Origin of the sequence: Streptomyces sp. NPDC012835 (assembly GCF_042900885.1) — a bacterium.
GTDB lineage: Bacteria > Actinomycetota > Actinomycetes > Streptomycetales > Streptomycetaceae > Streptomyces.
On the sequence record NZ_JBIBBW010000008.1, the window covers coordinates 165329 to 189993 of the forward strand.

A 24665-nucleotide genomic window follows, 5' to 3' on the forward strand; every position below is an offset into this window, starting at 1 on the left:
CACCATGGACGCTGTGACCCAGGTTCCCGTCCCGGTCAACGAGCCGGTGCACGGGTACGCTCCCGGCTCCGCCGAGCTGGCCCGTCTGGAGGCCAGGCTGAAGGAGCTGGCCGAGAACCCCGTCGACCTGCCGATGACCATCGGCGGCGAGAAGCGGATGGGCGGCGGTGCGCGCGTCGACGTCGTACAGCCCCACAACCACCGGGCCGTGCTGGGCACCTTCGCCGGTGCCACCGAGAAGGACGCGCAGGACGCGATCGACGCCGCGCTCGCCGCCGCCCCCGGGTGGCGCGCGATGGCCTTCGACGACCGCGCCGCGATCATCCTGCGCGCCGCCGAGCTGCTCTCCGGGCCGTGGCGCGAGACGCTGGCCGCCGCGACCATGCTCGGCCAGTCGAAGACCGTCCAGCAGGCCGAGATCGACACCCCGTGCGAGCTGGTCGACTTCTGGCGCTTCAACGTCAAGTACGCCCGTGACCTGCTCGCCGAGCAGCCGCCGGCCAACTCGCCCGGCGTCTGGAACCGGCTCGACCACCGGCCGCTCGAAGGCTTTGTCTACGCGATCACGCCCTTCAACTTCACGGCCATCGCGGGCAATCTGCCCACCGCGCCCGCCCTCATGGGCAACGTCGTGGTGTGGAAGCCGTCCCCGACGCAGACCCTCGCCGCCGTCCTGCTGATGCGCGTGCTGGAGGAGGCCGGGCTGCCCAAGGGCGTCATCAACCTGGTGACCGGCGACGGCATCGCCGTCTCCGAGGTGGCCCTGCACCACCCCGAGCTGGCGGGCATCCACTTCACCGGCTCGACCAAGACCTTCCAGCACCTGTGGAAGACGGTCGGCAACAACATCGAGAAGTACCGCTCCTACCCGCGGATCGTCGGCGAGACGGGCGGCAAGGACTTCGTCGTCGCCCACCCGAGCGCCGACCGCGCCATCCTGAAGACCGCGCTGACCAGGGGCTCCTTCGAGTACCAGGGCCAGAAATGCTCGGCCTCCTCGCGCGCCTACATTCCCGCGTCGATCTGGAACGACGGCTTCCAGGAGGAGTTCGCGGCCGAGGTCGACGGGATCGCCATGGGCGACGTCACCGATCTGTCGAACTTCATCGGCGCCGTCATCGACGAGCGCGCCTTCGCCAAGAACAAGGCCGCGATCGACCGTGCCGCCGCCGACCCCACCTGCACGATCGTGGCGGGCGGCACGTACGACGACTCCGTCGGCTACTTCGTACGCCCGACCGTCATCGTCTGCACGGACCCCGAGAACGAGGTCTTCACCACCGAGTACTTCGGCCCGATCCTCGCGGTGCACGTCTACGACGACGCCGCGTACGAGAGCGTGCTCGACCAGATGGAGTCCGTCTCGGCGTACGCCCTGACCGGCTCGGTCATCGCGGGCGACCGCGCCGCCGCCGCCCACGCGATGGAGAAGCTGCGCTACGCGGCCGGCAACTTCTACATCAACGACAAGTCGACCGGCGCTGTCGTCGGCCAGCAGCCCTTCGGCGGCGGTCGCGCGTCCGGCACCAACGACAAGGCGGGCGCCCCGCAGAACCTGATGCGCTGGACGCTGACCCGCGCCATCAAGGAGACGCTGGTCCCGCCGACGGACTACCGCTACCCGCACATGGGCTGACGGCTCCGTCCCCCCGATCCCGCCCCCGTACCGGTTGCCCCCCTTCCGGTACGGGGGCGGTCCCATGCCCGGGTCCCGCCGCCGGGGCACGGGCACCGCTCAGACGTCGCGCCAGCGGGCCATCGCGCACGAGAAGACCCCGAACAGCGCCAGCCCGATCGCGACCACGGCCAGCAGCCAGGGACCCGCCGGGGTGTCGGTGAACGAGCGCAGGGTGTTGTCGAAGCCCTTCGCCCGGTCCGGCTCGTACGCGACGGCCGCCAGCACCACGAACACCCCGGCCGCCGCGAACAGAACGCCCCGCGCGGACCCGCCGCCCACACCCGCAACATCGACGAACCGCCGCTCGGTCCGCGACATCTGACCCAGCTTCAGATGCTTGTGGTACTTCCGCATGACCGCGCGGGCCCCGATCCACAGCCCCGCGAGCGCCACCCCCACCCCGGCGGCCCCGACGATCCACTGGCCGCCCGGCAGCTCCAGCGCCTTCGCCGTGACATCGCGCGACTCCTGGTCGCTGGACCCCTTGCCGCTGCCCTCCTCGCCCACCGCGAACGCCAGCACCGAGTACGCGGAGAATCCGTAGAAGACGGCGCGGCCCGCCGACAGCAGCCGCTTGCCCGCCTTGGAGCCGTCCGGGCCCGCCGCGCCGAACGCGGCCTCGGAGAGCCGCCACAGCGCCATCCCGGCCAGTCCCACGCCCACCGCCCACAGCAGGACGGATCCCATCGGCTGCTCGGCGAGTTCGGCGAGCGCGCCCCCCTTGTCGGCCTGCTGACCACTGCCGAACGCGACCCGCAGCGCCAGCGCCCCGATCAGCAGGTAGATCACGCCCCGCGAGACGAAGCCCCAGCGGGCCGCCGCGTCCATCGCCGAGCTGTTCGCCGCGCGCCGCGCCTTGCGGCGCCCGTCACGTGTCTTCGTCGTTACGTCCATGGTTTGGCCTCCCCAGCCCGGATGCCCCGGCCCGCCCGGCGGAAACGACGGCGCGGCCCGCCGGAGGGGCGCGCCGTCTCAGATAGTAGGAAGTCCGAGTAACCAGGCAGACAGAGAGCCGTCCCTCGCTTAGCGTGGAATGAGCCGAACGTCCCGCCCATCCGGCGAAGGGCGCTCCGGGCCGGCGCCACACAGGCAACCCCTGTCGCGCACGCGCCCCCGCCCCGGCACCTCGCAGCTGCATCACGCGGCCCCGCCGCGTGTCCCCACTGCCTCAAGGAGTCGATCCATCATGGCCGAGACGACTGTCCGCCGCCGCGTCCGTCACACCGCGCGCACCAGTGAATCCGACCGCAGGAACGCCGCCGCCGCCCTCCAGCGTGCCCTCGACCGCAGGGACAACGGCGGCTCGACCGGCCACTGAGGGCCGGCCGGCCGCTCGTGCGCGCCCGGTGGGCGACCGCCGTCAGCGGGTGCGGGTGACCGTGAAGTGGTCGACGCGCCGGCCGGACTCGGCCAGCGCGGAGACCCGCAGTTCGGGGCGGTGCCCCGTCGTCACCTCGACGGCGAGGAACGAGAAGCCGGTGTAGCGCACCCGGGACCACTCCACGGTCTCGGTGGCCTTCGCGCCGCCCGCCGCCCAGTGGTAGGTGTGCACGCTCTCCAGGTCGGCGACGTGGCCCTCGTAGCTGTCCTTCACCGGGAAGTCGTACAGCGCCTTGCCCGCGCCGCCCGCCGTCACGTACACGATGCCGTCCCGCACCGAGCTGACGGACGCGCCGATCGGCACCCGGCGCCCGACGGCGCCGCCGCGCAGCGCGTCCGTCCGCTCGTACACGTGGTTGTGGCCGTTGACGACGAGATCGACGCCGTGCTTGTCGAACAGCGGCACCCACGCGTCCCGCACGCCCCCGTCGGAGGCGTGCGCGTTCGTCGTGGAGAAGGCGCAGTGGTGGAAGAAGACCACGAGGAAGTCGATGTCCCCGTCCGCGCGCAGCTCGGCCAGCCGGCTGTCCAGCCAGCGGGTCTGGGCGCCGTCCGTGTAGCCGGTGTTGGCGCGGATCTCGTGCGACACGTCGTTGGCGTCCAGCGCCACCACGCCCACATTGCCGTACCGGAACGAGTACACGCCCGGCGACTTCTCCGGGTCGGGCCCGCTCTCCGGCAGCGTCCAGCGCGCGTTCTGACCGCCGTAGCCGTGCGGGGAGTACCACGCCTCCATGTCGTGGTTGCCGGTGGTCACCATCCACGGCACCCGCGCGGCGACCGACTCCGTCTGCGCCAGGAACTGGTCCCACACCCGCGCGTCGTACACGTCGGTCGGCAGCCCCTGGCCGTTGGCGTCCGCGTAGCAGAGGTCCCCCGCGTGCAGATGGAAGGCCGGGTTCTGACCCAGGATCAGCTGGTCGTTGGCGAGGGCGTCGTAGGAGACCCCCTGGTCGCCGAAGGCGGTGAAGACGAACGGCTCGGCGTGCGCCGGGGCCGTGCGGAAGCTGCCCACCGTCCCGATGCGGCGCGCGTCCGCCGGGTCGAAGCCGTCGTGCCCGACGCCGTAGTAGTACGTCGTGCCGGGGCGCAGCCGCTCCAGCGAGGCGTGCAGATAGTACTGGTCGACGGCGGGCAGCTTCGCCGTCAGCGACGGTGTGTGCAGCGGCCGTACCTCGGCCCCGGTCCGGTGGCTCAGGTCCCAGGGCTCCGTCCCGATCCGCAGATACGGGTTCCGCACCGGGAGCGGCACCTGCCAGGAGACCGTCATCCGGGTCCTGGGGTCGGAGCCGAAGGCGAGATGGCGGCCGAAGGGGGCGACGAGGGAGCCGTCCACCCGGGTGGCGGCCGACGACGGCAGGAAGGCGGGCGAGGCGGTCGCGGCCCGCCCCGCCGCCGGCTGCTGCGCGGTCGCGCCGCTGGAGCCGAGCAGCCCGGCGCCCGCCACCGTCCCGGCGGCGAGTGTCCCGGCGCGCAGCAGGCCGCGGCGGCCGATCCGGCTCCGCAGATACTCGTGCTGCTCCGGCATGGTCATACGGGAGGCGAGAGGGCCGGGGATGCCGACCCGAGGAGTGGGAGATTCCATGACCCGACCGTCGCACCGCCGGATGGCTTCGGCGTGGAGCCCCGGCGTCCAGTGGGCGACCGAATCGCAATGTGTCCACAGAATGGACGTACCGTGTCATGGGGTGGGACGGGCGTTAGGCTGCCGTCATGTCTCGCAGCCTCAGTCTCGCAGTGATCCCCGGTGACGGTATCGGCCGGGAGGTCGTGGCCCAGGGCCTCAAGGTCCTCAGCGCCGTCCTTCCCCAGGACGTGAAGCTGGAGACGACGGAGTTCGACCTCGGCGCCAGTCGCTGGCACCGCACCGGAGAGACCCTCCCGGACGCGGACCTCGACGCGCTCAAGGGCCACGACGCCATCCTGCTCGGCGCGATCGGCGATCCGTCCGTACCGTCCGGCGTCCTGGAGCGCGGACTGCTGCTGAAGCTGCGCTTCGCCTTCGACCACTACGTGAACCTGCGTCCGTCGAAGCTGTTCCCCCACACGGCGACCCCGCTGGCGGGCCGGCCCGAGATCGACTTCGTCGTCGTGCGCGAGGGCACCGAGGGCCCCTACACGGGCAACGGCGGCTCCCTGCGCACCGGCACGCCCGCCGAGGTGGCCACCGAGGTCAGCCTCAATACGGCGTACGGTGTGGAGCGCGTCGTGCGCGACGCGTACGAGCGGGCCGACTCCCGTCCCCGCAAGAAGCTGACGCTGGTCCACAAGAACAACGTCCTCGTCTACGCGGGCCACATGTGGAAGAGCATCTTCGACCGCGTGGGCCAGGAGTACCCCGAGGTCACCACCGACTATCTGCACGTCGACGCGGCGACGATCTTCTTCGTCACCCAGCCCGACCGCTTCGACGTGATCGTCACCGACAACCTCTTCGGTGACATCCTCACCGACCTGGCCGCCGCCGTGACCGGCGGCATCGGCCTGGCCGCGTCCGCGAACATCAATCCGGACCGCACCTTCCCGTCCATGTTCGAGCCGGTCCACGGATCGGCCCCGGACATCGCGGGCCAGGGGAAGGCCGACCCCACGGCCACCATCCTCTCCGTCGCCCTGCTGCTGCGGCACCTCGGCTTCGACGCCGAGGCCGTCCGGATCGAGGAGGCCGTCGCCGCCGACCTCGCCGGGCGCGACGACGCGGCGGCCGCCGCGCGTACGACCGACCAGATCGGTGACGCGCTCGTCGTACGAGTAGCGAGCTGACCCGCCGACTCCCTCACGCAGCCGCCGGGTCCCCCAGGAACCCGGCGGCTGCGCTGTGCGGTGCGGCCGCCGGGTGACACCATCAACTTCGGACCGCACTCACCCACACGTTCCCGTCCAGCCCTCCCGAGTGATAATCGAGGTGGGCCGCGGCACACAGGAATGCTCGGACGTCCTCGTAGGCGTAGCGGTGTGAGCACGGTCCGTCACACACAACCGGTGAAGGACGAGTATTCATGACCACGCCAACCACGATCGAACTCAAGCCCTCCTCCAGCCCGCTGTCCGACGCGGAGCGCGAGGCGATCCTGGCCGCCCCCGGGTTCGGCCGGTACTTCACCGACCACATGGTGACGATCAGGTGGACGGAGGGGCGCGGCTGGCATGACGCGCAGCTCGTCCCGTACGGCCCGCTCTCGCTCGACCCGGCCAATATGACCCTGCACTACGCGCAGGAGATCTTCGAGGGGCTCAAGGCATACCGCCGCCCCGACGGCACCGTCGCCACCTTCCGGCCCGAGGCCAACGCCGCCCGCTTCCAGAGCTCCGCCCGCCGCCTCGCCATGCCCGAGCTGCCGGTCGAGACGTTCCTCGCCGCGTGCGACGCGCTCATCCAGCAGGACAAGGCGTGGGTGCCGGCGCACGGCGGGGAGGAATCCCTCTATCTGCGCCCGTTCATGATCGCGGCCGAGGTCGGCCTCGGTGTCCGGCCGGCCAACGAGTACCTCTTCCTGGTCATCGCCTCGCCCGCCGGCGCCTACTTCCCCGGCGGCGTGGAGCCGGTCTCCGTCTGGCTCTCGGAGAACTACGTCCGCGCGGTCCCGGGCGGCATGGGCTTCGCGAAGACCGGCGGCAACTACGCGGCCTCCCTGCTGGCGCAGGCCGAGGCGGCGGAGAAGGGCTGCGCCCAGGTGGTCTGGCTGGACGCGGTGGAGCACCGCTGGGTCGAGGAGATGGGCGGGATGAACCTGTACTTCGTGTACGGGGACCGGATCGTCACCCCCGAACTCAACGGCTCCCTGCTGGCCGGCGTCACCCGCGACACGCTGCTCAAACTGGCCGGCGACCTCGGTTACACCGCGGAGGAGGGCCGGATCTCCACCGAGCAGTGGCGCCGCGACGCCGAGAACGGCACCCTCACCGAGGTCTTCGCCTGCGGTACGGCCGCGGTGATCACCCCGGTCGGCGACGTCAAGTCGGCGAGCGGCGAGTGGACCCAGTCGGGCGGCGAGCCCGGCGCGGTCACCCTGCGGCTGCGCGAGGCCCTGCTCGACATCCAGACCGGCAGGGCCGCCGACGCCCACGGCTGGATGCACGAACTGGGCTGAACCCCGGTGGCCCGCACCCGGGAAGGGGTGCGGGCCACCCGGTCGTACGCCCGCATCGTGAGACGGTCGTACCGGCACGCGTGAGACATGCGAAAATCGCCCCGTGCTTTCGTTCGCCATGATTATCGGCAGCAAGCGCGCCGGTCCGCAGTGACCGCTCCGTACCATCCGTACGGCGCGGCCATCGTGCCCCAGACCCGCGCGCAGACCTCTCGCACCCGCGAGGGGTTTTTTCGTTTTCCGGCCCCACCCCGGCCGGGAACGGGCGGCACGCGATGATGGGGGCAAGTGGAGCGAGACCTTCCACTCGACAGGAGCAAACCACCATGACCACAGAGTCCCCGGAGACAGACGACAGTTTTCATGTCTTCGACACGACGCTGCGCGACGGCGCACAGCGCGAAGGCATCAACCTCACGGTGGCCGACAAGCTGGCCATCGCCCGGCATCTGGACGACTTCGGGGTGGGCTTCATCGAGGGCGGCTGGCCGGGCGCCAACCCCCGGGACACCGAGTTCTTCGCCCGCGCCCAGCAGGAGATCGACTTCCGGCACGCCCGGCTCGTCGCCTTCGGCTCCACCCGGCGGCCGGGCGCCAAGGCGTCCGAGGACCCCCAGGTCAGGGCATTGGTCGAGTCCGGCGCCCCGGTGGTGACGCTGGTCGCCAAGGCCCATGACCGCCATGTCGAACTCGCGCTGCGCACCACCCTCGACGAGAACGTGGCGATGGTCCGCGACACCGTCGCCCACCTGCGCGAACAGGGCCGCCGGGTCTTCGTCGACTGCGAGCACTTCTTCGACGGCTACCGCGCCAACCCGGAGTACGCCAAGTCCGTCGTACGGGCCGCCGCCGAGGCGGGCGCCGATGTGGTCGTCCTCTGCGACACCAACGGCGGGATGCTGCCCGCGCAGATCCAGGCCGTGGTCTCCACCGTCCTCGCCGACACCGGAGCCCGGCTCGGCATCCACGCCCAGGACGACACCGGCTGCGCCGTCGCCAACACCCTCGCGGCGGTCGACGGGGGCGCCACCCACGTCCAGTGCACCGCCAACGGATACGGCGAGCGGGTCGGCAACGCCAACCTCTTCCCGGTGGTCGCCGCCCTGGAGCTGAAGTACGACAAGCGCGTCCTGCCCGAGGGCTCCCTCGCCGAGATGACCCGGATCTCGCACGCCGTCGCCGAGATCGTCAACCTCGCCCCCTCCACGCACCAGCCGTACGTCGGGATCTCCGCCTTCGCCCACAAGGGCGGGCTGCACGCCTCGGCGATCAAGGTCGATCCCGACCTCTACCAGCACATCGCCCCCGAACTGGTCGGCAACACCATGCGGATGCTCGTCTCCGACATGGCGGGCCGCGCCTCCGTCGAGCTGAAGGGCAAGGAGCTGGGCATCGACCTCGGCGGCGACCGCGATCTGGTCGGCCGGGTCGTCGGCCGGGTCAAGGAGCGTGAGCTGAAGGGGTACACGTACGAGGCGGCCGACGCCTCCTTCGAGCTGATGCTCCGCGAGGAGGTCGAGGGCCGGGTACGCGGCTACTTCCGTACCGAGTCCTGGCGCGCGATCGTCGAGGACCGGCCCGACGGCACGCACGCCAACGAGGCCACCGTGAAGCTGTGGGCCAAGGGCGAGCGCATCGTCGCCACCGCCGAGGGCAACGGCCCGGTCAACGCGCTGGACCGGGCCATGCGGATCGGCCTGGAGCGGATCTATCCGCAGCTGGCCAAGTTCGAGCTGGTGGACTACAAGGTCCGCATCCTCGAAGGCAGGCACGGCACGGAGTCCACCACCCGGGTCCTGATCACCACGGGCGACGGCGGCCGCGAATGGTCCACGGTCGGTGTCGGCGAGAACGTCATCGCGGCGTCCTGGCAGGCGCTGGAGGACGCGTACACCTACGGACTGCTGCGCGCCGGGGTCGAACCGGCGGAGTGAACCGGTCCGGCCCGGGGCGCTGTCCGCCCGGGCCCGCCGGTCGGCTCCGGAGCCGCCACTTCCGGTTGGCGGCTCCGGTGCGGGTCCAGATCTGGGCGCGCGCCCCGTTGACCGCCGCGTTGTCGGCCACGTCCGGGCGCTCCGCAGCTCGGGCAGCGGCTCGCCCCTGGTGAAGTAGGCGAGCCCCGAGCCGTTCCAGCTCGTCGACGGGTAGCCGGAGCGGCACGTCGGCTCGTGCCGCACCGAGACGTGGTCGACGGGGCGCCCTGGTCGCGGTAGCCCCGGAGACACTTCACGAAGCAGTCCGCGTACGTGCCGTGGTTCTCCGCCTTCAGCCGGCGGCCGGAGGCGCCCCCGGTCTTCCGCCGGCCGCGGGCGTCCTCCATCCCTCCGGTAGGCCGCCGCTTCGGGTAGCGTCGGGGTATGAGGTCGAGGCTGATTTCCACACTTTCGGGGCTGCTTCTCGTCCTGTGCGCCACCGCCGTCGCGGCGGCGCCGGGCGCGTCGGCCGACACCGGTCCGGCGGCCGTGGGGGCGGCGCTGAAGGAGGGGCCCGTCTATGTGGACCCCCGCGCCGCGTCCCAGCTCCCGGCGGCCGACGCCGAGGCCCTGGCGAAGAAGATCAAGGACGCGGGAAAGCCGGTCTTCGTGGCCGTCCTGCCCGCCACGGCCGAGTTCCCGAAGGACGGCGTGCTGCGGTCGGTGCGGACCCGGACCGGGGTGACCGGGCTGTACGCGATCCGCCTCGGCGATTCCTTCGGCGCCAGCGCCGACCGCGCGGTGATGTCGCGGCAGGCCGTCGGCAATCTCGCCGACTCGGTCAGGTCGGGCGGCCCGGTCGACGCCGTGACCGAGCTGAACAACTTCGTGGACCAGGCGCTCCCGCAGGCCCGGGGGAAGGCCCCGGAGTCGTGGGGCACCGCGTCGGGATCGGACGCGGGCGGCGACTCGGCCGCCGGCCTCATCGTGCTCGGCTCGATCGCCGTGGTGGGCGGCGCGGGCGTCTACGCCGTCACGCGCAGGAACCGCCGGAAGAAGGCGGAGCGGGAGCGGGAGGCTCTGGAGAAGCTGCGGGTCGTCGTGGACGAGGACATCACGGCGTTCGGCGAGGAGCTGGACCGGCTCGACTTCCACCCCTCGGAGGCGGGCGCCGACGACGCCATGCGCGCGGACTACGCCCACTCCCTGGACGCGTACGAGAACGCGAAGTCCCTGATGGGCGCCGCCCGGCGGCCCGACGACGTACGCGCGGTGACCGGGGCGCTGGAGGACGGCCGGTTCTCCCTCGCCACGCTGGCCGCGCGCAGGCGGGGCGCCCCGCTTCCCGAGCGGCGCTCGCCGTGCTTCTTCGACCCGCGCCACGGCCCCTCGACGACCGACGCGCAGTGGTCCCCGCCCGCCGGGACGCCGCGCACCGTCCCGGTCTGCGCGGCCGACGCCGCGCGGCTGGCGGACGGCGAGGACCCGGCGGTGCGTACGGTGGCGACCGACCAGGGCCCGCGCCCCTACTACGAGGCGGGTCCGGCGTACGGGCCGTGGGCCGGCGGGTACTTCGGCGGTGGCCTGCTGCCGGGGCTGCTGGTGGGGACGATGCTCGGTTCGATGATGGCCAGCCCGGCCTACGCCGCGGACTTCGGCGGCGGTGACGCCTCCGGCTTCGGCGGGGGCGACTACTCGGGCGCGGACTTCGACCCGGGCGACTTCGGCGGCGGCTTCGGCTCAGACGGCGGGGGAGGGGACTTCGGCGGCGGCGGGGACTTCGGCGGGGGCGGTTTCTGAGGCCGTCCCGGGCCGGAGGGCCCCGGCCCCCGGCCCCCGTGCGCCCGTCCCCCGGCCGCCGGGGGATCAGGCGGCGACCGCAGCCTTCTTGATCGCGGAGATGTCGAAGCCCAGCTTGACCTTGTCGCTCACCATCACGCCACCGGTCTCCAGCGCCGCGTTCCAGGTCAGGCCCCAGTCGGAGCGCAGGATGGTGGCGCTGCCCTCGAAGCCGACGCGCTCGTTGCCGTACACGTCGGTGGCCGAGCCGTGGAACTCCAGGTCGATGGTGAGCGGCTTGGTGACGTCCTTGATCGTCAGGTCGCCGGTGAGCCGGTAGGTCTCCGGGTCGATCTGCTCGACCGAGGTGGAGCGGAAGGTCATCTTCGGGTACGTGTCGGCGTCGAAGAAGTCACCGCCGCGCAGATGACCGTCGCGGTCCGCGATGCCGGTGTCGACGCTGGCGATCGACACGTCGATGGAGGCCGTGGACGCGGACGGGTTCGCGCCGTCCAGGTTCAGCCGGCCCTCGTGTTCCCCGAACGAGCCCCGCACATTGGTGACCATCGCGTGCCGGACGGTGAACCCGATCGTGCTGTGCGCGGCGTCGATGGTGTATTCGCCGGTGAGCGCGGCCAGCGCCGGGTCCACCTCACGGGCGGCGGTGGCGGTGGTGGAGCTGTCGTTCCTGCGGCCGAAGAGAGCCATGATTCCTCCTGCGAGTAATTGTTTAAGCTTCAACGAGATTGACCGTAACGCAGTCTCGTTCAAACTTCAACAACATGGCTCCGTCCGGTCCGGGCCGCACACGCGGGCGCCCCGCCCCCACCGGTCGGTCCGGGGGAGCGGGGCGCCGTGCGCGAGGTCCTGGCCTGCCGTCGCGGCCGGGGCTCAGGAGCCGACGGTCACCGTCCAGCGGCGCGGATTGCCGTCGTGGGCCGCGCCCGAGACGTCCGGCTGGCCGTCGGGCTGGACATCGTCGTACGGGAAGGCGTAGCCGATCGGCGTATGGGCGTGCACCACCCGGGCGAAGTGGTTGGTGACCGGGTCCTGGTAGTAGTCCGCCGCCGTGGCGCCGTTCGGCTGGTCGGCGTGGCTGAGGACCGTCGAGCGGTTGAAGGCGGCCCCGAGCCGGGCGAGCAGCCCCTTCTTGTCGTCCGAGTCGTCGGGGTTGTTGGCGAACGGGCCGCTGTTGCAGGTGAAGATGTCCATCGAGGTCGGCTTGGCGAAGGTGTGGCCGCCGTTGAAGGTGAGGGTGTCGCCGCTGACCCGGCCGGTGAAGACGCCCCGGCCGCCCTGGAGGTCGATGGTCAGATCCGTCGAGCGGTACTTCTCCCAGACCTGGTCGACATAGCTGTCGAAGACGTTCTGGAACGGGGTCTCTCCCGCCAGGTTCTGCGGCGAGATCACCCGCAGCACCTTGCCGTCGCCGCCGCGCAGGACCAGCTTGTCCCACGGATGGCCGTCGACCGCGGCCTGCTCGGTGAGCCCGTCCGCGATCTTCTGGAGGGCGCCCTCCGGCAGCGGGGCGACCGTGTGGGTGGCGTCGCCCTCCAGGGTGATGCCGATGGGCAGCCCCGTCACCAGATCGACGTAACTGATGTTCGAGTAGAGCTGGTCCGAGTTGAAGGTGAACTCGCAGAAGGACCAGGTGCGGTCGTAGTTCGGGTCCGCCTCGGTCGCGAACGCCGGCTCGACCAGCGAGGGGCCGGGGTTGAGGAAGAAGTCCAGCTTGTCGTCGCGTACGAAGTAGACGCGCGCGCCGAACATCTGAGGCAGCGTCAGCACGACCGGCTCGCCGCCCGCCGGGTTCAGCGGGATCGCGCAGTCGACCGGGAGCGGGGTCTGCGGAGCGCCGGGCGACTCCGGGCGGTAGACGCTGCCGTCGGCGCGCAGCAGCACCCAGCCGTCGGTCGCGGCGTCGTGTCCGGTGACGTAGGCGTGGACCGAACCGGACAACGACTTGTTCTGGAGGGCGATTTCGCAGGTCTCCGGGGCTGCCGAGGCGTGGGGGCTCAGGGCGCTTCCCCAGACGGGGTAGGTGAGGGCCGTCGCTGCGGCGGCCGTGCCGGTGAGGAACAGTCGGCGGGATATCACGGAAGATCTCCTGATACGTGGGGGGACGCCGGGCGCGGCGTGTGGGAGGAGGCGCCCTGCGCTGGCCCCCCACTCTTGCGACGCATGAGGTACCAGTCAAGAGTTGGGACTGAGAGCGCTCTCACGGCGGGGATGCGTGTGCCCCCGGTCACGGTCCGATGTGATGGACCGGTGAACAGCCGCTCCCCGGACAGCTGTTGGGGCGGACACTCGTCGGAGTCCGATCCTGGAGGTTTCCGTGCCGCTGCCGCCCGCCCGGCCCCGCGTCGCCGCCGGTTCCCGTCGCGCCTTCCTGGCCGCCGCGCTGTCCGCCACCGGAGCGGGCGCGCTGTCCCTGTCGCTCCCCGCGCGGTCCGCCTCGGCGGCCTCCGCCTCCGTTCCCGAGTCCCCGGCCGCCGACCCGTTCGAGGAGCTGCGGCTGCGCTGGGTGGATCTCCAGCTCGGCACCGGCTACGACCCCGCCGCCGAGCCCTACGCCTCCCGGCTCGCCGCCACCGGCCGACAGGCCGCCCTGCTGCGGACGGCGATGGCACCGGCCGCCACGCACCTCTGGCCCGACCGGCCCTTCGACCCGCCGTCCGGCGTCACCCAGAGCTACACCAGGCTCTGGACGATGACCCGCGCCTACGCCCAGCCCGGTACCGGACTCACCGGCGACACCGCGCTGCTGGCCGATGTGGTGCGCGGCCTCGACCACCTCGCCGCCACGGTCTACCGCCCCTCGACCACCCCCTACGGCAACTGGTGGGAGTGGCAGATCGGCAGCCCCCGGCCGCTCATGGACATCACCGCGGTCCTGTACGACCGGCTCACCGAGGAGCGGCGGGCCGCCGCCCACGCCGCCGTCGACCACTTCATCCCCGACCGGCTGCTCACCGACTACTCCGGTACCAGCACCGGAGCCAACCGCGTCGACCTCTGCCGCTCGGTGGCGCTGCGCGGTGTCCTCGGCGCCGCCCCCGAGCGGATCGCCCTGGCCCGCGACGCCCTCTCGCCCGTCTTCCCGTACGTGACGACGGGCGACGGGCTCTACGCCGACGGCTCGTTCGTCCAGCACACCACGGTCGCCTACTCCGGAACGTACGGCCAGGTCATGCTGGACGGAATCGGCCGGCTCCTCATCCTGCTCGCCGGCTCCGCCTGGGCCGTCACCGATCCGGACCGGCAACTCGTCCTCGACAGCGTGGAACGCGCCTACGCGCCGCTGATCTACAACGGTCTGGTGATGGACAGCGTCAGCGGACGGGCCGTCAGCCGGGGCGTTCCACGGGGGGACGACCCGGTGCCGCGCGGCGACCACTTCCACGGACAGGCCCTGATCGCGGCCGTCTCGCTGCTCGCGGGCGCCGCGTCCCCGGCCGAACGGGAGCGGTGGAGCGCGCTGGTCAAAGGGTGGATCGCGCGCGACACCGTGTCGCCCGTGCTCACGGCCCCGCAGTTCGACGTGGCCGATCTCGCCCGGCTGCGGGCCGTCGCCGCCCGCGCGGTGCCCCCGGCCCCGGAGCCGACCGGCCACACGCTCTTCGCCGCGATGGACCGCGCCGTGCACCGCCGCCCCGGCTGGGCCGCCAACATCGCCATGGCCTCCGACCGGATCTCGCACTACGAATGCGGCAACGGCGAGAACCCGCGCGGCTGGCACACCGGCGCGGGAATGCTCTACTGGTGGCGCGCCGACACGGGCAACGACCAGTACACGGACTGGTTCTGGCCCACGGTCGACCCCTACCGGCTGCCCGGCACGACGGTCTCCACCCGGCGGCTGGCCGACCGGGCCGGCGGCGAGTGGGGCGAGCCCCGGCCGGCCGTACGGTGGGTCGGCGGCGTCACCGACGGCGCGTACGCCGCCGTGGGCCAGCACCTCAAGGGGCTCGGCTCCACGCTCGAAGCCCGCAAGTCCTGGTTCTGCGTGGCCGACGCCGTCGTCTGCCTGGGCGCCGGTATCAGCTGCGCGGACGGGGTCCCCGTCGAAACAGTCGTGGACAACCGGAATCTCGGCGGGAGCGGCGCTCACCCCCTCACCCTCGGCCCCGGCGGTACGGACGCTCCGCGCGGTTCGCGGACCCGCTGGGCCCATCTGGCCGGCCACGGCGGCTGGGTCTTCCCCGGCGGCGCCGACCTGCGGACCCTCCAGGAGGACCGGACGGGAGCCTGGAGCGACATCAACACCGGGGGCTCACCCGAACGGCGGACCCGTCGCTACCGGACACTCTGGCTGGACCACGGCACGGACCCGGTGGACGCCTCGTACAGCTACCTCCTGATGCCCGGCGCCTCCCGGCGCGCCCTCGCCGCCCGCGCCGCCGACCCGCGCTGGCTGGAGATCCTCGGCAACAGCGCGGACCGCCAGGCCGTCGCCATCCGCTCCCTCGGATATGTCGCGGCGAACTTCTGGCGGCCCGGAACGGCGGGACCGCTCACCACGAGCGCACCCGCGGCCGTCCTCGTCGTGGAGCGCGGCCGTACCGCGACACTCAGGGTGAGCGAGCCCGTACGCTCGGGAGAACCGCTGGAGATCGTCTGGGACCGCCCGGTGCGGGGGGTCACCGGCCGGGACCCGTCGGTCGAGGTGCTCGAAGCGGGCCGTACGGTACGGCTGAGGATCGCCCCCGGCACGGCCGGCGCCGGCCACGGCTGCGTCGTGACACTGCGCTGAGAGCCGGCTCCCGTCCGGGCGGTCGCCCCCCCTGGGCCCGGACACGGCGCGGGACGGGGCCACCCGGACGGGACCACCCGGACGAGATCGTCCGCACGGAAACTAGGGGAATCCCTACAACCCGTAGGGGTGGCGCGCTGTGGGCCGGCCCCGCATCGGGTGCGGTTCTGTCCGGGCCCACCAGGAATACCGCCGGGAGACTGTGCGGAGTCGACGGCGCGCTTTCCTCGGTGGTGTTCGTAGGGTTGGGACATGACCGTAGTGGACGAGACGCCGAGCGGGCCCGCCGACGCCCGGGGCCGGGTGGCCGAACTGCACGCGCTGCGCGAGGAGGCCCGCCGGGGCCCCAGCGACCGCGCCACCGAGGCCCAGCGAGCCAAGGGCAAGCTGACCGCCCGCGAGCGCATCGAGCTGCTGCTCGACGAGGGCTCCTTCAAGGAGGTCGAGCAGCTGCGCAGGCACCGCGCGACCGGCTTCGGCCTGGAGGCCAAGAAACCGTACACGGACGGTGTCGTCACCGGCTGGGGCACGGTCGAGGGCCGCACGGTCTTCGTCTACGCCCATGACTTCCGGATCTTCGGCGGCGCGCTGGGCGAGGCCCACGCCACCAAGATCCACAAGATCATGGACATGGCCATCTCGGCCGGTGCCCCGCTGGTCTCGCTGAACGACGGCGCCGGCGCCCGTATCCAGGAGGGCGTCTCCGCGCTCGCCGGTTACGGCGGCATCTTCCAGCGCAACACCCGCGCCTCCGGTGTCATCCCGCAGATCAGCGTGATGCTCGGCCCGTGCGCGGGCGGCGCCGCCTACAGCCCGGCCCTCACCGACTTCGTGTTCATGGTCCGCGAGACCTCGCAGATGTTCATCACGGGCCCCGACGTGGTCAAGGCCGTCACCGGCGAGGAGATCACCCAGAACGGCCTCGGCGGCGCCGATGTGCACGCCGAGACCTCCGGCGTCGCGCACTTCGCGTACGACGACGAGGAGACCTGCATCGCCGAGGTGCGCTACCTCCTGTCGATGCTCCCGCAGAACAACCGCGAGAACCCGCCGACCGTCGCCTCCGAGGACCCGGCCGACCGCCGCTCCGACGTGCTGCTCGACCTGGTGCCCGCCGACGGCAACCGCCCGTACGACATGCACAAGGTGATCGAGGAACTCGTCGACGACGGCGACTTCCTGGAGGTCCACGAGCGCTGGGCCCGCAACATCATCTGCGCCCTGGCCCGGATCGACGGCCAGGTCGTCGGCATCGTGGCCAACCAGCCGCAGTCCCTCGCCGGGGTCCTGGACATCGAGGCATCCGAGAAGGCTGCACGCTTTGTCCAGATGTGCGACGCTTTCAATATCCCGATCGTCACGCTGCTGGACGTGCCCGGCTTCCTGCCGGGCGTCGACCAGGAGCACGGCGGGATCATCCGGCACGGTGCCAAGCTGCTGTACGCCTACTGCAACGCCACGGTGCCCCGGATCTCGCTGATCCTGCGCAAGGCATACGGAGGCGCCTACATCGTCATGGACTCGCAGTCCATCGGAGCGGACCTGACCTTCGCCTGGCCCACCAACGAGATCGCGGTGATGGGCGCGGAAGGCGCCGCCAACGTCATCTTCCGCAAGCAGATCGCCGAGGCCGAGGACTCCGAGGCCATGCGCACCCGCATGGTCAAGGAGTACAAGGCCGAGCTGATGCACCCCTACTACGCGGCGGAGCGCGGGCTCGTCGATGACGTCATCGACCCCGCGGAGACCCGCGAGGTGCTCGCGAGCGCGCTCGCGATGCTCCGCACCAAGCACGCCGACCTGCCGTCCCGCAAGCACGGCAACCCCCCGCAGTGATCGCCGCGCACGGCAGCCCCCGGCAGTGATCACCGCGCCCTCCCGCAGAGAAGACGGAGAGAAGACCTCCATGAGCGAACCCACGAACGACTCCCTGCTGCGCGTCGAGAAGGGCCAGGCCGGCCCGGAGGAACTCGCCGCCATCACCGCGATCCTGATGGCCCGCGCCGCCTCCCGGCCGCGGACCGCCGACGCCGCCGCGCACCGGGGCCGCTCCATGGCCGGCTGGCGCCGGCTGGAGCGCACCCCCGGCTTCCGCGCCCCGCACAGCTGGCAGGGCTGATCTCCCCGCCGCGGACTCCGCGCACCACGAAGGCCCCCGCACTCCTCACCGAGTGCGGGGGCCTTCGTCCTGGCCGGAGCCACGTTTACCGGAGTCGTGCCATGAGGGCGTGTTCGACGAGGGTGATGAGTCCGCTTTTGGCGTCGGCGCGGTGGCGGGCGTCGGTGGTGATGATGGGGGTGTCGGGGCCGATCTGGAGTGCTTCGCGTACTTCGTCGGGGGTGTAGGGCTGGTGTCCGTCGAAGCCGTTGAGGGCGATGACGAAGGGGAGTCCTGAGTTTTCGAAGTAGTCGACGGCGGGGAAGCAGTCGGCGAGGCGGCGGGTGTCGACGAGGACGATGGCGCCGATGGCGCCGCGTACGAGGTCGTCCCACATGAACCAGAAGCGGTCCTGGCCGGGGGTGCCGAAGAGGTAGAGGATGAGGTCTTGGTCGAGGGTGATGCGGCCGAAGTCCATGGCCACGGTGGTGGTGGTCTTGTCTCCGGTGTGGGTGAGGTCGTCGATGCCGGCGGAGGCGCTGGTCATGACGGCTTCGGTACGCAGCGGGTTGATCTCCGAGACGGCGCCGACGAACGTGGTCTTGCCCACGCCGAAGCCGCCCGCCACCACGATCTTCGCGCTGGTGGTTGAGCGGGCCGCACCGCCGCTAGAGCTTGCGAAGTCCACTGAGCACCCTTTCGAGCAGTGTCACGTCTGGTGTGTCACCGGTTTCCTCGCCGCCTGGCTGGTGGATGGCGACAAGGCCAGCCTCCGCCAGGTCGGCCACGAGGATTCGGGCGACACCCAGGGGGATGGAGAGGAGCGCCGAAATCTCGGCGACCGATTTGATCTCAAAACACAATTGGCAGATCCGCTGATGCTCGGGCAACTGCCCGTGCAGCTGTGACGGATCGGCTGTCGTACTGACCAGTGCCTCGATGGCGAGCTGGTACCGCGGCCGGGTCCGGCCGCCGGTCATGGCGTACGGGCGCACCAACGGATTGTGTGTGCCCATCATGGAGGGAGCGGGCTCCCGGGAGCGCGTCGGCGGATCCTGCTGGGGGCGGGAGCGCCTCGGCTGTTCGTGCGGTTGATCGTAGGGCTGTTGGGGCTGAACCGGGGGCTCGGGCCGCACCCGGGGCTGCTGTGGCGGCTGCGGCGACCGGTAGGACGGCGGGGGCGGTTCGTAACCGCCGCTCGGGCCGCCGTCCTCGCCGCCCTGACCGCCGTGGCCTCCCTGGCCGACCTGACCGCTCGGCGTGGAGGGGAAGTTGAAGCGGTTCCGGACACGCTCACCCGGAAGCCCCGGGCCGCCGTCATAGGGATGCCCGTCTGGGGGTGTAGCCACGTTTCCTCCTCCGACTGCCGGTCGCCGGGCCCGATCTCCACGGACCTGTGTCACCCGCGCCACCGCACTTTAATGGTGCGGTGGCGAGCGGCGCACTGTCTGTCAGTTGAGCAGACTCCCCTGGAGTTCGGCGCGCAGGTCCGGAGTGAGGACCGTGCCGGCGCGGTCGACCAGGAGGGCCATCTCGTAACCCACCAGGCCGATATCGGCCTCGGGGTGGGCGAGCACGGCCAGCGACGAGCCGTCCGAGATGGACATGAGGAAGAGGAAACCGCGCTCCATCTCGACGACGGTCTGGTTCACGGCACCGCCCTCGAAGATCCGGGAGGCCCCCGCCGTCAGCGAGGTCAGACCGGACGCGACGGCAGCGAGCTGATCGGCGCGGTCGCGCGGGAAACCTTCGGACATCGCCAGCAGGAGTCCGTCGGCGGAGACCACCACTGTGTGGGACACCCCGGGGGTGTTGTCCACAAAGTTGGTGATCAACCAGTTCAGATTCTGCGCCGCCTGGCTCATCGGGCTCACACTAACGCTCCTGGTTGTAGGTACTGCCCGGGCCTCGGCCCGGTCCGTTCGTGTCCGTTCCTGCCGAACGGCCCCGTTCGACACCCCGCCGCAGGCTGCTCAGCCTGCCGCGTATGTCCTCCGGCGCGCGGGAGACGGAGGGGCCGCTCTGCGGGGTCTGCTCCGCCGCTCCCTCGACCAGGTTGGCCTTGGGTACGCGCCGGGGCAGCCCCGACGTGGTGACTCCGCCCGCCTTGGGCTCGCGGAGCTTCTCGGCCCGGTGCCAGCGCTCGTCGTTCTTCGAGCGCCAGTCCTCCGGATCGGCCGCTTCGCTCTGCCCGGCACCGGCACCGATACCGGCATCGGCGCCTTCGCTCCGACCGGTGCCGTGGTCCCCGCCGAGGCCGGTGTGGGGACCGGGGTTCCGGCCGGTGCTCGGGCCCGTACTCCGGCCGTTGCTCCGGGCGTTGTCCTTGTCGCTGTTCTGGCTGGTGTTCTGGCCGCCGCCCCGACGTGGCAGACCCGCGTCCGTCAACGCGTGGACGGTGCTCGGGGACGGTCCAGGACGGTCGAAGCCTACGCGCTCCCGATCGGTCCCGGGAACGCCGTCCACCGATTCCGGTTCGGTCCGCCGCTCCGGTTCGAATGGGCTTTGGTACGTACCTTGACCAGCCCACTCGTCCTGCGGGGCAGGCGGAGGGAACGCTTCCGGATACGGCTGCCGCGGGAACTGCCCGTACCCCGTCGGAGCGTACTGCGCACCGGCCGCCGGCGGCTGCGGCGCGTAGCTCTGCTCGTAGGAGGGCTGCTGGGGCCCCTGCGGTCCGAACGCGCCGTCCGTCCCGTCGCGGTAGCGGCCGTCCACCTGGTCCTGGAAGAGCGGCCCCGCGACGTCGGGCGGGGTGTCGAGCGCGGCCCGACGCTCCTCGTGCCTCGGCGAGCGGTCGGCCGGGGCGGGCTGCTGGACGCTCTCCCGCGCGGGCTGTTCGTACCGGGAGTCGTCGAAACCCAGCTCCGCCGCCGTCAGCATCGGAGCGCTGCGGAAGACCTGCTCGCCCACCGGGGCGGGCTGCTCGGGCGGGGTCTGCGCGGTGCCGAAGTCGGCGGCCGGGGCGGGCGCGGTGCCGCCACCGCCGTGGGTGATCGCGTCCGGGAGCATGACCAGCGAGGTCGTACCGGCCTGCTCGCCCGAGGGGCGCAGCTGTACGCGGATGCCGTGCCGGTCCGAGAGCCGGCCGACCACGAACAGGCCCATGCGCTGCGACACCGAGGCGTCCACGACCGGGGGGTTGGACAGCTTGTGGTTGATGTCCGCGAAGTCCTCGGCGGTGAGGCCGATGCCCTTGTCGTGGATCTCGATCATCACCCGGCCGTCCGGCAGCCGGGTCGCGGTGACCCGGACCTTGGTCTGCGGCGACGAGAACGTGGTGGCGTTCTCCAGCAGCTCGGCGAGGAGATGGACGAGGTCGGTGACGGCCTGGCCGTGGATCTCCGTCTCCGGGACGCCGGTCAGCTCGATGCGTTCGTACGACTCCACCTCGGAGGAGGCCGCGCGCAACACGTCGACCAGCGGCACCGGCTGGTTCCAGCGGCGGCCCGGCTCCTCGCCCGCCAGGACGAGGAGGTTCTCGCCGTTGCGGCGCATACGGGTGGCGAGATGGTCCAGCCGGAACAGGTTCTGTAGCTGGTCCGGGTCGCCCTCGTTGTTCTCCAGGTCGGAGATGAGGGTCAACTGCCCCTCGATCAGGGACTGGTTGCGGCGCGAGAGGTTGGTGAAGATCGCGTTGACGTTGCCCCGGAGCATGGCCTGCTCGGCGGCGAGCCTGACGGCTTCGCGGTGCACCTGGTCGAAGGCGCGGGCGACCTCGCCGATCTCGTCGCGCGAATCGATGGGGATCGGTTTGACCCGGGTGTCGACCCGGCCCGGCTCGGCGCGCGAGAGCTGGTCGACCAGCATCGGCAGCCGCTGCTCCGCTATGCCGAAGGCGGCCGTGCGCAGCGACAGCATCGAGCGGCTCAGCTGCCGCGCCATCATGCCGGCCAGCACGAAGGCGGCGAGCAGCGAGATCACCACGATGGCGCCGTTGGTGAGCGCGCTGTTCCTGGCGTCCCGCGAGATCTGTGCCGCGTCGGTGACCGCCTGGCCGAGCAGATCCTCCTCGACCTCCGAGTAGCCGTCGAACTTGGCGGTGGTGGCGGCCAGCCACGCCTGGGGCGTCACCCCGCGCGAGGCGAGCCGCTCGGGGTTGTCGCCGGTCGCGATGGCCGCGACCATCCCGTCGAGTACGGAGCCGTCCTTGCTCGGCGGGGCGGTGAAGTCCTCGCCCGCCGCCATGGCCTGCTGCTGGGCCGAGGCGAGCTTCTTGGCCCCCTCGGCCGTCTTCTCCCGCATCACCTGCTGGAGCTTGGCCAGGTCCGCCTCCGTCCCGCCGGAGACGAACTCGCCGACGGCGATGTCCTCCAGATAGGCGTACGAGGAGAACGCGATGGTCTGACCGCTCCTGACGTCGTCCTTCTGGCTCGGCCTGACCAGCAGATGCATACCGATCGAGCGCTGGAGCGACTCAGCGCCCTTGGCGAGTTGAAGCGCGTAGACCGCACGGCCGTAGCTGCTGCTGTTGCCGCTTCCGTAGCCCAGCTCGTTGGAGAACTCCATGAGCGTGTGCTCAAGGGGTACGTAGCTCTCCTCGGTGGCCACCGGACCGCCGTTGTCACCGCTCTTGTCCGGGGTCTCCACCCCCGCGGTGTAGGCGGTCTTGCGGATGTTCACCAGCGTGGGTTCCACGCTCCTGAAGAGTGCGAGTCTGCGCTCCAGTCCCGCTGTGCGCGGCATCTCGCGGACCGCGGCCGCGAAGTTCTTGGCCGCCGTGTCCGTGGCCGCGTACGCCTGGGCCACGGCGGGGGCGTCGCGCTTGTTGGTCAGCAGCGGCTGAGCGGTGAGGTCCCGTTCGTTGAGCAGGGCCAGGCCGTACTCCGAGGCGGACCGTACGACGCGGGCGGTGCGCTCGGCGTCCTGGGCCTCCTGCCAGGTGTCGACGGACCCCTTCACCTGGAAGCCGCCCATCACCAGACCCACCAGAACCGGGATCAGGAGAATGGCGTTCAGTCGGGTGGGCACCCGCCAGTTGCGCGGCGAGAAACGGCTGGAACTGCCTCCCGGCGGCGGCGAGGCGGCCTTGACCGCAGGCGGCGCCGCGGCGCGCGGCGGCGGGGTGAAATTGCCCCGCGCCTGCTGCTCCGCGGAGCCCGTCTTGCTTCGCCTCACTCGACCAACAACCTCTCGGCGTCGGCACCTACGTCGTGCCGCGTTTGTTTCAGGGGCCGTACCAGCCGTAGTTCTCAGGAGTCGCTGAATTCCAGCACGGGGAAGGGCCGCAATCCAAACAGCAGGAATCAGCCATTCCGAGTGGTACAAGCCGCGTGTAAAACGGGCATAAAGAACGAGCCCCGCCAAAAGGCGGGGCTGATGTGAGCGCAGTGGCACCGGGCGAGTGCGTCGGGTGTCCGCAGCCCGTGAATTCTCTGTCGAAATGTTATGAACAAGGAGGCGGGCCGTGTCGAACGACATGGCCCACCTCCTTCTTCGTATACGGCAACTTCCCTGGCCCGCCGTCTACTTGAGTCGTGCCATGAGGGCGTGTTCGACGAGGGTGATGAGTCCGCTTTTGGCGTCGGCGCGGTGGCGGGCGTCGGTGGTGATGATGGGGGTGTCGGGGCCGATCTGGAGTGCTTCGCGTACTTCGTCGGGGGTGTAGGGCTGGTGTCCGTCGAAGCCGTTGAGGGCGATGACGAAGGGGAGTCCTGAGTTTTCGAAGTAGTCGACGGCGGGGAAGCAGTCGGCGAGGCGGCGGGTGTCGACGAGGACGATGGCGCCGATGGCGCCGCGTACGAGGTCGTCCCACATGAACCAGAAGCGGTCCTGGCCGGGGGTGCCGAAGAGGTAGAGGATGAGGTCTTGGTCGAGGGTGATGCGGCCGAAGTCCATGGCCACGGTGGTGGTGGTCTTGTCTCCGGTGTGGGTGAGGTCGTCGATGCCGGCGGAGGCGCTGGTCATGACGGCTTCGGTACGCAGCGGGTTGATCTCCGAGACGGCGCCGACGAACGTGGTCTTGCCCACGCCGAAGCCGCCCGCCACCACGATCTTCGCGCTGGTGGTCGACCGCGCCGTCCCTGCCCCGCCGCTAGAGCTTGCGAAGTCCACTGAGCACCCTTTCGAGCAGTGTCACATCCGGCGTGCCGCCGGCCTCTCCATTGCCCGGCTGGTGGATGGCCACCATGCCGGCTTCCGCCAGGTCGGCCACCAGGATCCGGGCGACGCCGAGCGGCATCGTGAGCAGCGCCGACACCTCCGCCACGGACTTGACCTCACGGCACAGGTGGCAGATCCGCTGGTGCTCGGGGAGCAGGGTGGCGAGATGCGCCGGGTCTGCCGTCGTACTGACCAGTGCCTCGATGGCGAGCTGGTACCGCGGCCGGGTCCGGCCGCCGGTCATGGCGTACGGACGTACCAGCGGCTGATCGCCCTCCGAGCCGTAGGACGCGTCCATGGAGGCACCGTACGGATCGTGTGAGGCGGGTGGCGGGGTCATGAATCCTCCGGGCGTGACAGCAGGATGCCTTGTGCCGTCTGACTTGGCCGGTGGGGGGCCGGTTGGGCGGCCGGACGGTGGTCGGGTCTGGGGGCGGTACCTGGAATCCTCAGTGCAGGAGACTTCCCTGGAGTTCGGCACGCAGATCCGGGGTGAGGACCGTACCGGCGCGGTCGACCAGAAGGGCCATCTCGTAACCCACCAGGCCGATGTCGCACTCGGGGTGGGCGAGCACGGCCAGGGAGGAACCGTCGGAGACGGACATGAGGAAGAGGAAGCCGCGCTCCATCTCCACCACGGTCTGGTTGACCGGGCCGCCTTCGAAGATCCGGGACGCCCCCGCGGTCAGCGAGGTCAGACCGGACGCCACGGCCGCGAGCTGATCGGCGCGGTCACGGGGGAAGCCCTCGGACATGGCCAGCAGAAGTCCGTCTGCGGAGACCACCACGGTGTGGGACACCCCAGGGGTGTTGTCCACGAAATTGGTGATCAACCAGTTCAGATTCTGCGCAGCCTGACTCATCGGACTCA

20 protein-coding genes are annotated in these 24665 nt (G+C 71.2%); 9 read left to right on the top strand and 11 right to left on the bottom strand.

What is annotated here, in order from left to right:
- Positions 1 to 4: 4 nt before the first annotated feature.
- Complete coding sequence (gene pruA, locus ACFY6S_RS27960; RefSeq protein WP_388814666.1) at positions 5 to 1636, top strand: L-glutamate gamma-semialdehyde dehydrogenase; 1632 nt, start codon at positions 5 to 7, stop codon at positions 1634 to 1636.
- Between the two features lie 99 nt (positions 1637 to 1735).
- Here the strand turns inward: pruA and ACFY6S_RS27965 are convergent, their stop codons facing one another.
- Positions 1736 to 2572: a DUF1206 domain-containing protein gene (locus tag ACFY6S_RS27965; protein WP_388814665.1), complete on the bottom strand. Its 837-nt coding sequence runs from the start codon at positions 2570 to 2572 to the stop codon at positions 1736 to 1738.
- 292 nt (positions 2573 to 2864) lie between these two features.
- Between ACFY6S_RS27965 and ACFY6S_RS27970 the strand changes: the two genes are divergently transcribed.
- The gene (locus ACFY6S_RS27970) at positions 2865 to 2996 is read left to right on the top strand and encodes a hypothetical protein (RefSeq protein ID WP_388814663.1); all 132 of its coding nucleotides are present in this window, start codon (positions 2865 to 2867) and stop codon (positions 2994 to 2996) included.
- Between the two features lie 42 nt (positions 2997 to 3038).
- Here ACFY6S_RS27970 and ACFY6S_RS27975 read toward each other — a convergent pair whose 3' ends face one another.
- A complete protein-coding gene (locus ACFY6S_RS27975; protein WP_388814661.1) occupies positions 3039 to 4643 on the bottom strand; it encodes a purple acid phosphatase family protein in 1605 nt (534 codons plus the stop codon).
- A gap of 128 nt (positions 4644 to 4771) precedes the next feature.
- On the opposite strand from ACFY6S_RS27975, the gene ACFY6S_RS27980 reads away from it, so the two are divergent.
- The 4 genes from ACFY6S_RS27980 to ACFY6S_RS27995 all read left to right on the top strand — a co-directional run bounded on the left by ACFY6S_RS27980 (position 4772) and on the right by ACFY6S_RS27995 (position 10862).
- Complete coding sequence (locus tag ACFY6S_RS27980; RefSeq protein WP_388814660.1) at positions 4772 to 5821, top strand: 3-isopropylmalate dehydrogenase; 1050 nt, start codon at positions 4772 to 4774, stop codon at positions 5819 to 5821.
- Positions 5822 to 6057: 236 nt separating this feature from the next.
- The gene (locus tag ACFY6S_RS27985) at positions 6058 to 7149 is read left to right on the top strand and encodes a branched-chain amino acid aminotransferase (protein ID WP_388814658.1); all 1092 of its coding nucleotides are present in this window, start codon (positions 6058 to 6060) and stop codon (positions 7147 to 7149) included.
- A 326-nt stretch (positions 7150 to 7475) separates the two neighbouring features.
- Complete coding sequence (gene cimA, locus ACFY6S_RS27990) at positions 7476 to 9083, top strand: citramalate synthase (protein ID WP_388814656.1); 1608 nt, start codon at positions 7476 to 7478, stop codon at positions 9081 to 9083.
- A 423-nt stretch (positions 9084 to 9506) separates the two neighbouring features.
- Complete coding sequence (locus ACFY6S_RS27995) at positions 9507 to 10862, top strand: hypothetical protein (protein ID WP_388814654.1); 1356 nt, start codon at positions 9507 to 9509, stop codon at positions 10860 to 10862.
- A gap of 66 nt (positions 10863 to 10928) precedes the next feature.
- Here the strand turns inward: ACFY6S_RS27995 and ACFY6S_RS28000 are convergent, their stop codons facing one another.
- Entirely contained in the window at positions 10929 to 11549 is a 621-nt protein-coding gene (locus ACFY6S_RS28000; protein WP_388814652.1) for a YceI family protein, read from the bottom strand.
- Between the two features lie 183 nt (positions 11550 to 11732).
- On the bottom strand, positions 11733 to 12938 hold the full coding sequence (locus tag ACFY6S_RS28005) for a glycoside hydrolase family 64 protein (protein WP_388814650.1): 1206 nt from the start codon (positions 12936 to 12938) through the stop codon (positions 11733 to 11735).
- A 244-nt stretch (positions 12939 to 13182) separates the two neighbouring features.
- Here ACFY6S_RS28005 and ACFY6S_RS28010 point away from each other — a divergent pair, with 244 nt between their 5' ends.
- The 3 genes from ACFY6S_RS28010 (at position 13183) to ACFY6S_RS28020 (ending at position 17713) form a co-directional block, all read left to right on the top strand.
- Positions 13183 to 15594 (top strand): polysaccharide lyase 8 family protein, encoded by a 2412-nt coding sequence (locus ACFY6S_RS28010; RefSeq protein WP_388817796.1) that lies wholly within the window; start codon positions 13183 to 13185, stop codon positions 15592 to 15594.
- Between the two features lie 252 nt (positions 15595 to 15846).
- Entirely contained in the window at positions 15847 to 17430 is a 1584-nt protein-coding gene (locus ACFY6S_RS28015) for an acyl-CoA carboxylase subunit beta (protein WP_388814649.1), read from the top strand.
- A 70-nt stretch (positions 17431 to 17500) separates the two neighbouring features.
- Positions 17501 to 17713 (top strand): acyl-CoA carboxylase subunit epsilon, encoded by a 213-nt coding sequence (locus tag ACFY6S_RS28020; RefSeq protein ID WP_388814647.1) that lies wholly within the window; start codon positions 17501 to 17503, stop codon positions 17711 to 17713.
- Positions 17714 to 17798: 85 nt separating this feature from the next.
- Here the strand turns inward: ACFY6S_RS28020 and ACFY6S_RS28025 are convergent, their stop codons facing one another.
- The 7 genes from ACFY6S_RS28025 to ACFY6S_RS28055 form a co-directional block, all read right to left on the bottom strand.
- Positions 17799 to 18380, bottom strand: a complete 582-nt coding sequence (locus tag ACFY6S_RS28025) for an ATP/GTP-binding protein (RefSeq protein ID WP_388814645.1) — start codon at positions 18378 to 18380, stop codon at positions 17799 to 17801.
- Complete coding sequence (locus ACFY6S_RS28030) at positions 18361 to 19041, bottom strand: DUF742 domain-containing protein (RefSeq protein WP_388814643.1); 681 nt, start codon at positions 19039 to 19041, stop codon at positions 18361 to 18363. Before ACFY6S_RS28030 ends, ACFY6S_RS28025 begins: the two co-directional genes overlap by 20 nt.
- Positions 19042 to 19143: 102 nt before the next feature.
- On the bottom strand, positions 19144 to 19557 hold the full coding sequence (locus ACFY6S_RS28035) for a roadblock/LC7 domain-containing protein (RefSeq protein ID WP_010984131.1): 414 nt from the start codon (positions 19555 to 19557) through the stop codon (positions 19144 to 19146).
- A 10-nt stretch (positions 19558 to 19567) separates the two neighbouring features.
- Positions 19568 to 22810, bottom strand: coding sequence for a nitrate- and nitrite sensing domain-containing protein (locus tag ACFY6S_RS28040; RefSeq protein ID WP_388814640.1), 3243 nt, complete (start codon positions 22808 to 22810; stop codon positions 19568 to 19570).
- 348 nt (positions 22811 to 23158) lie between these two features.
- Positions 23159 to 23746 carry an ATP/GTP-binding protein gene (locus ACFY6S_RS28045; protein ID WP_388814638.1) on the bottom strand — a complete coding sequence of 196 codons (588 nt, stop codon included), beginning with the start codon at positions 23744 to 23746 and terminating at the stop codon, positions 23159 to 23161.
- Positions 23727 to 24134 carry a DUF742 domain-containing protein gene (locus ACFY6S_RS28050; RefSeq protein WP_114621845.1) on the bottom strand — a complete coding sequence of 136 codons (408 nt, stop codon included), beginning with the start codon at positions 24132 to 24134 and terminating at the stop codon, positions 23727 to 23729. Before ACFY6S_RS28050 ends, ACFY6S_RS28045 begins: the two co-directional genes overlap by 20 nt.
- Positions 24135 to 24243: 109 nt before the next feature.
- Positions 24244 to 24657 carry a roadblock/LC7 domain-containing protein gene (locus ACFY6S_RS28055; RefSeq protein WP_030351794.1) on the bottom strand — a complete coding sequence of 138 codons (414 nt, stop codon included), beginning with the start codon at positions 24655 to 24657 and terminating at the stop codon, positions 24244 to 24246.
- Positions 24658 to 24665 lie beyond the last annotated feature (8 nt).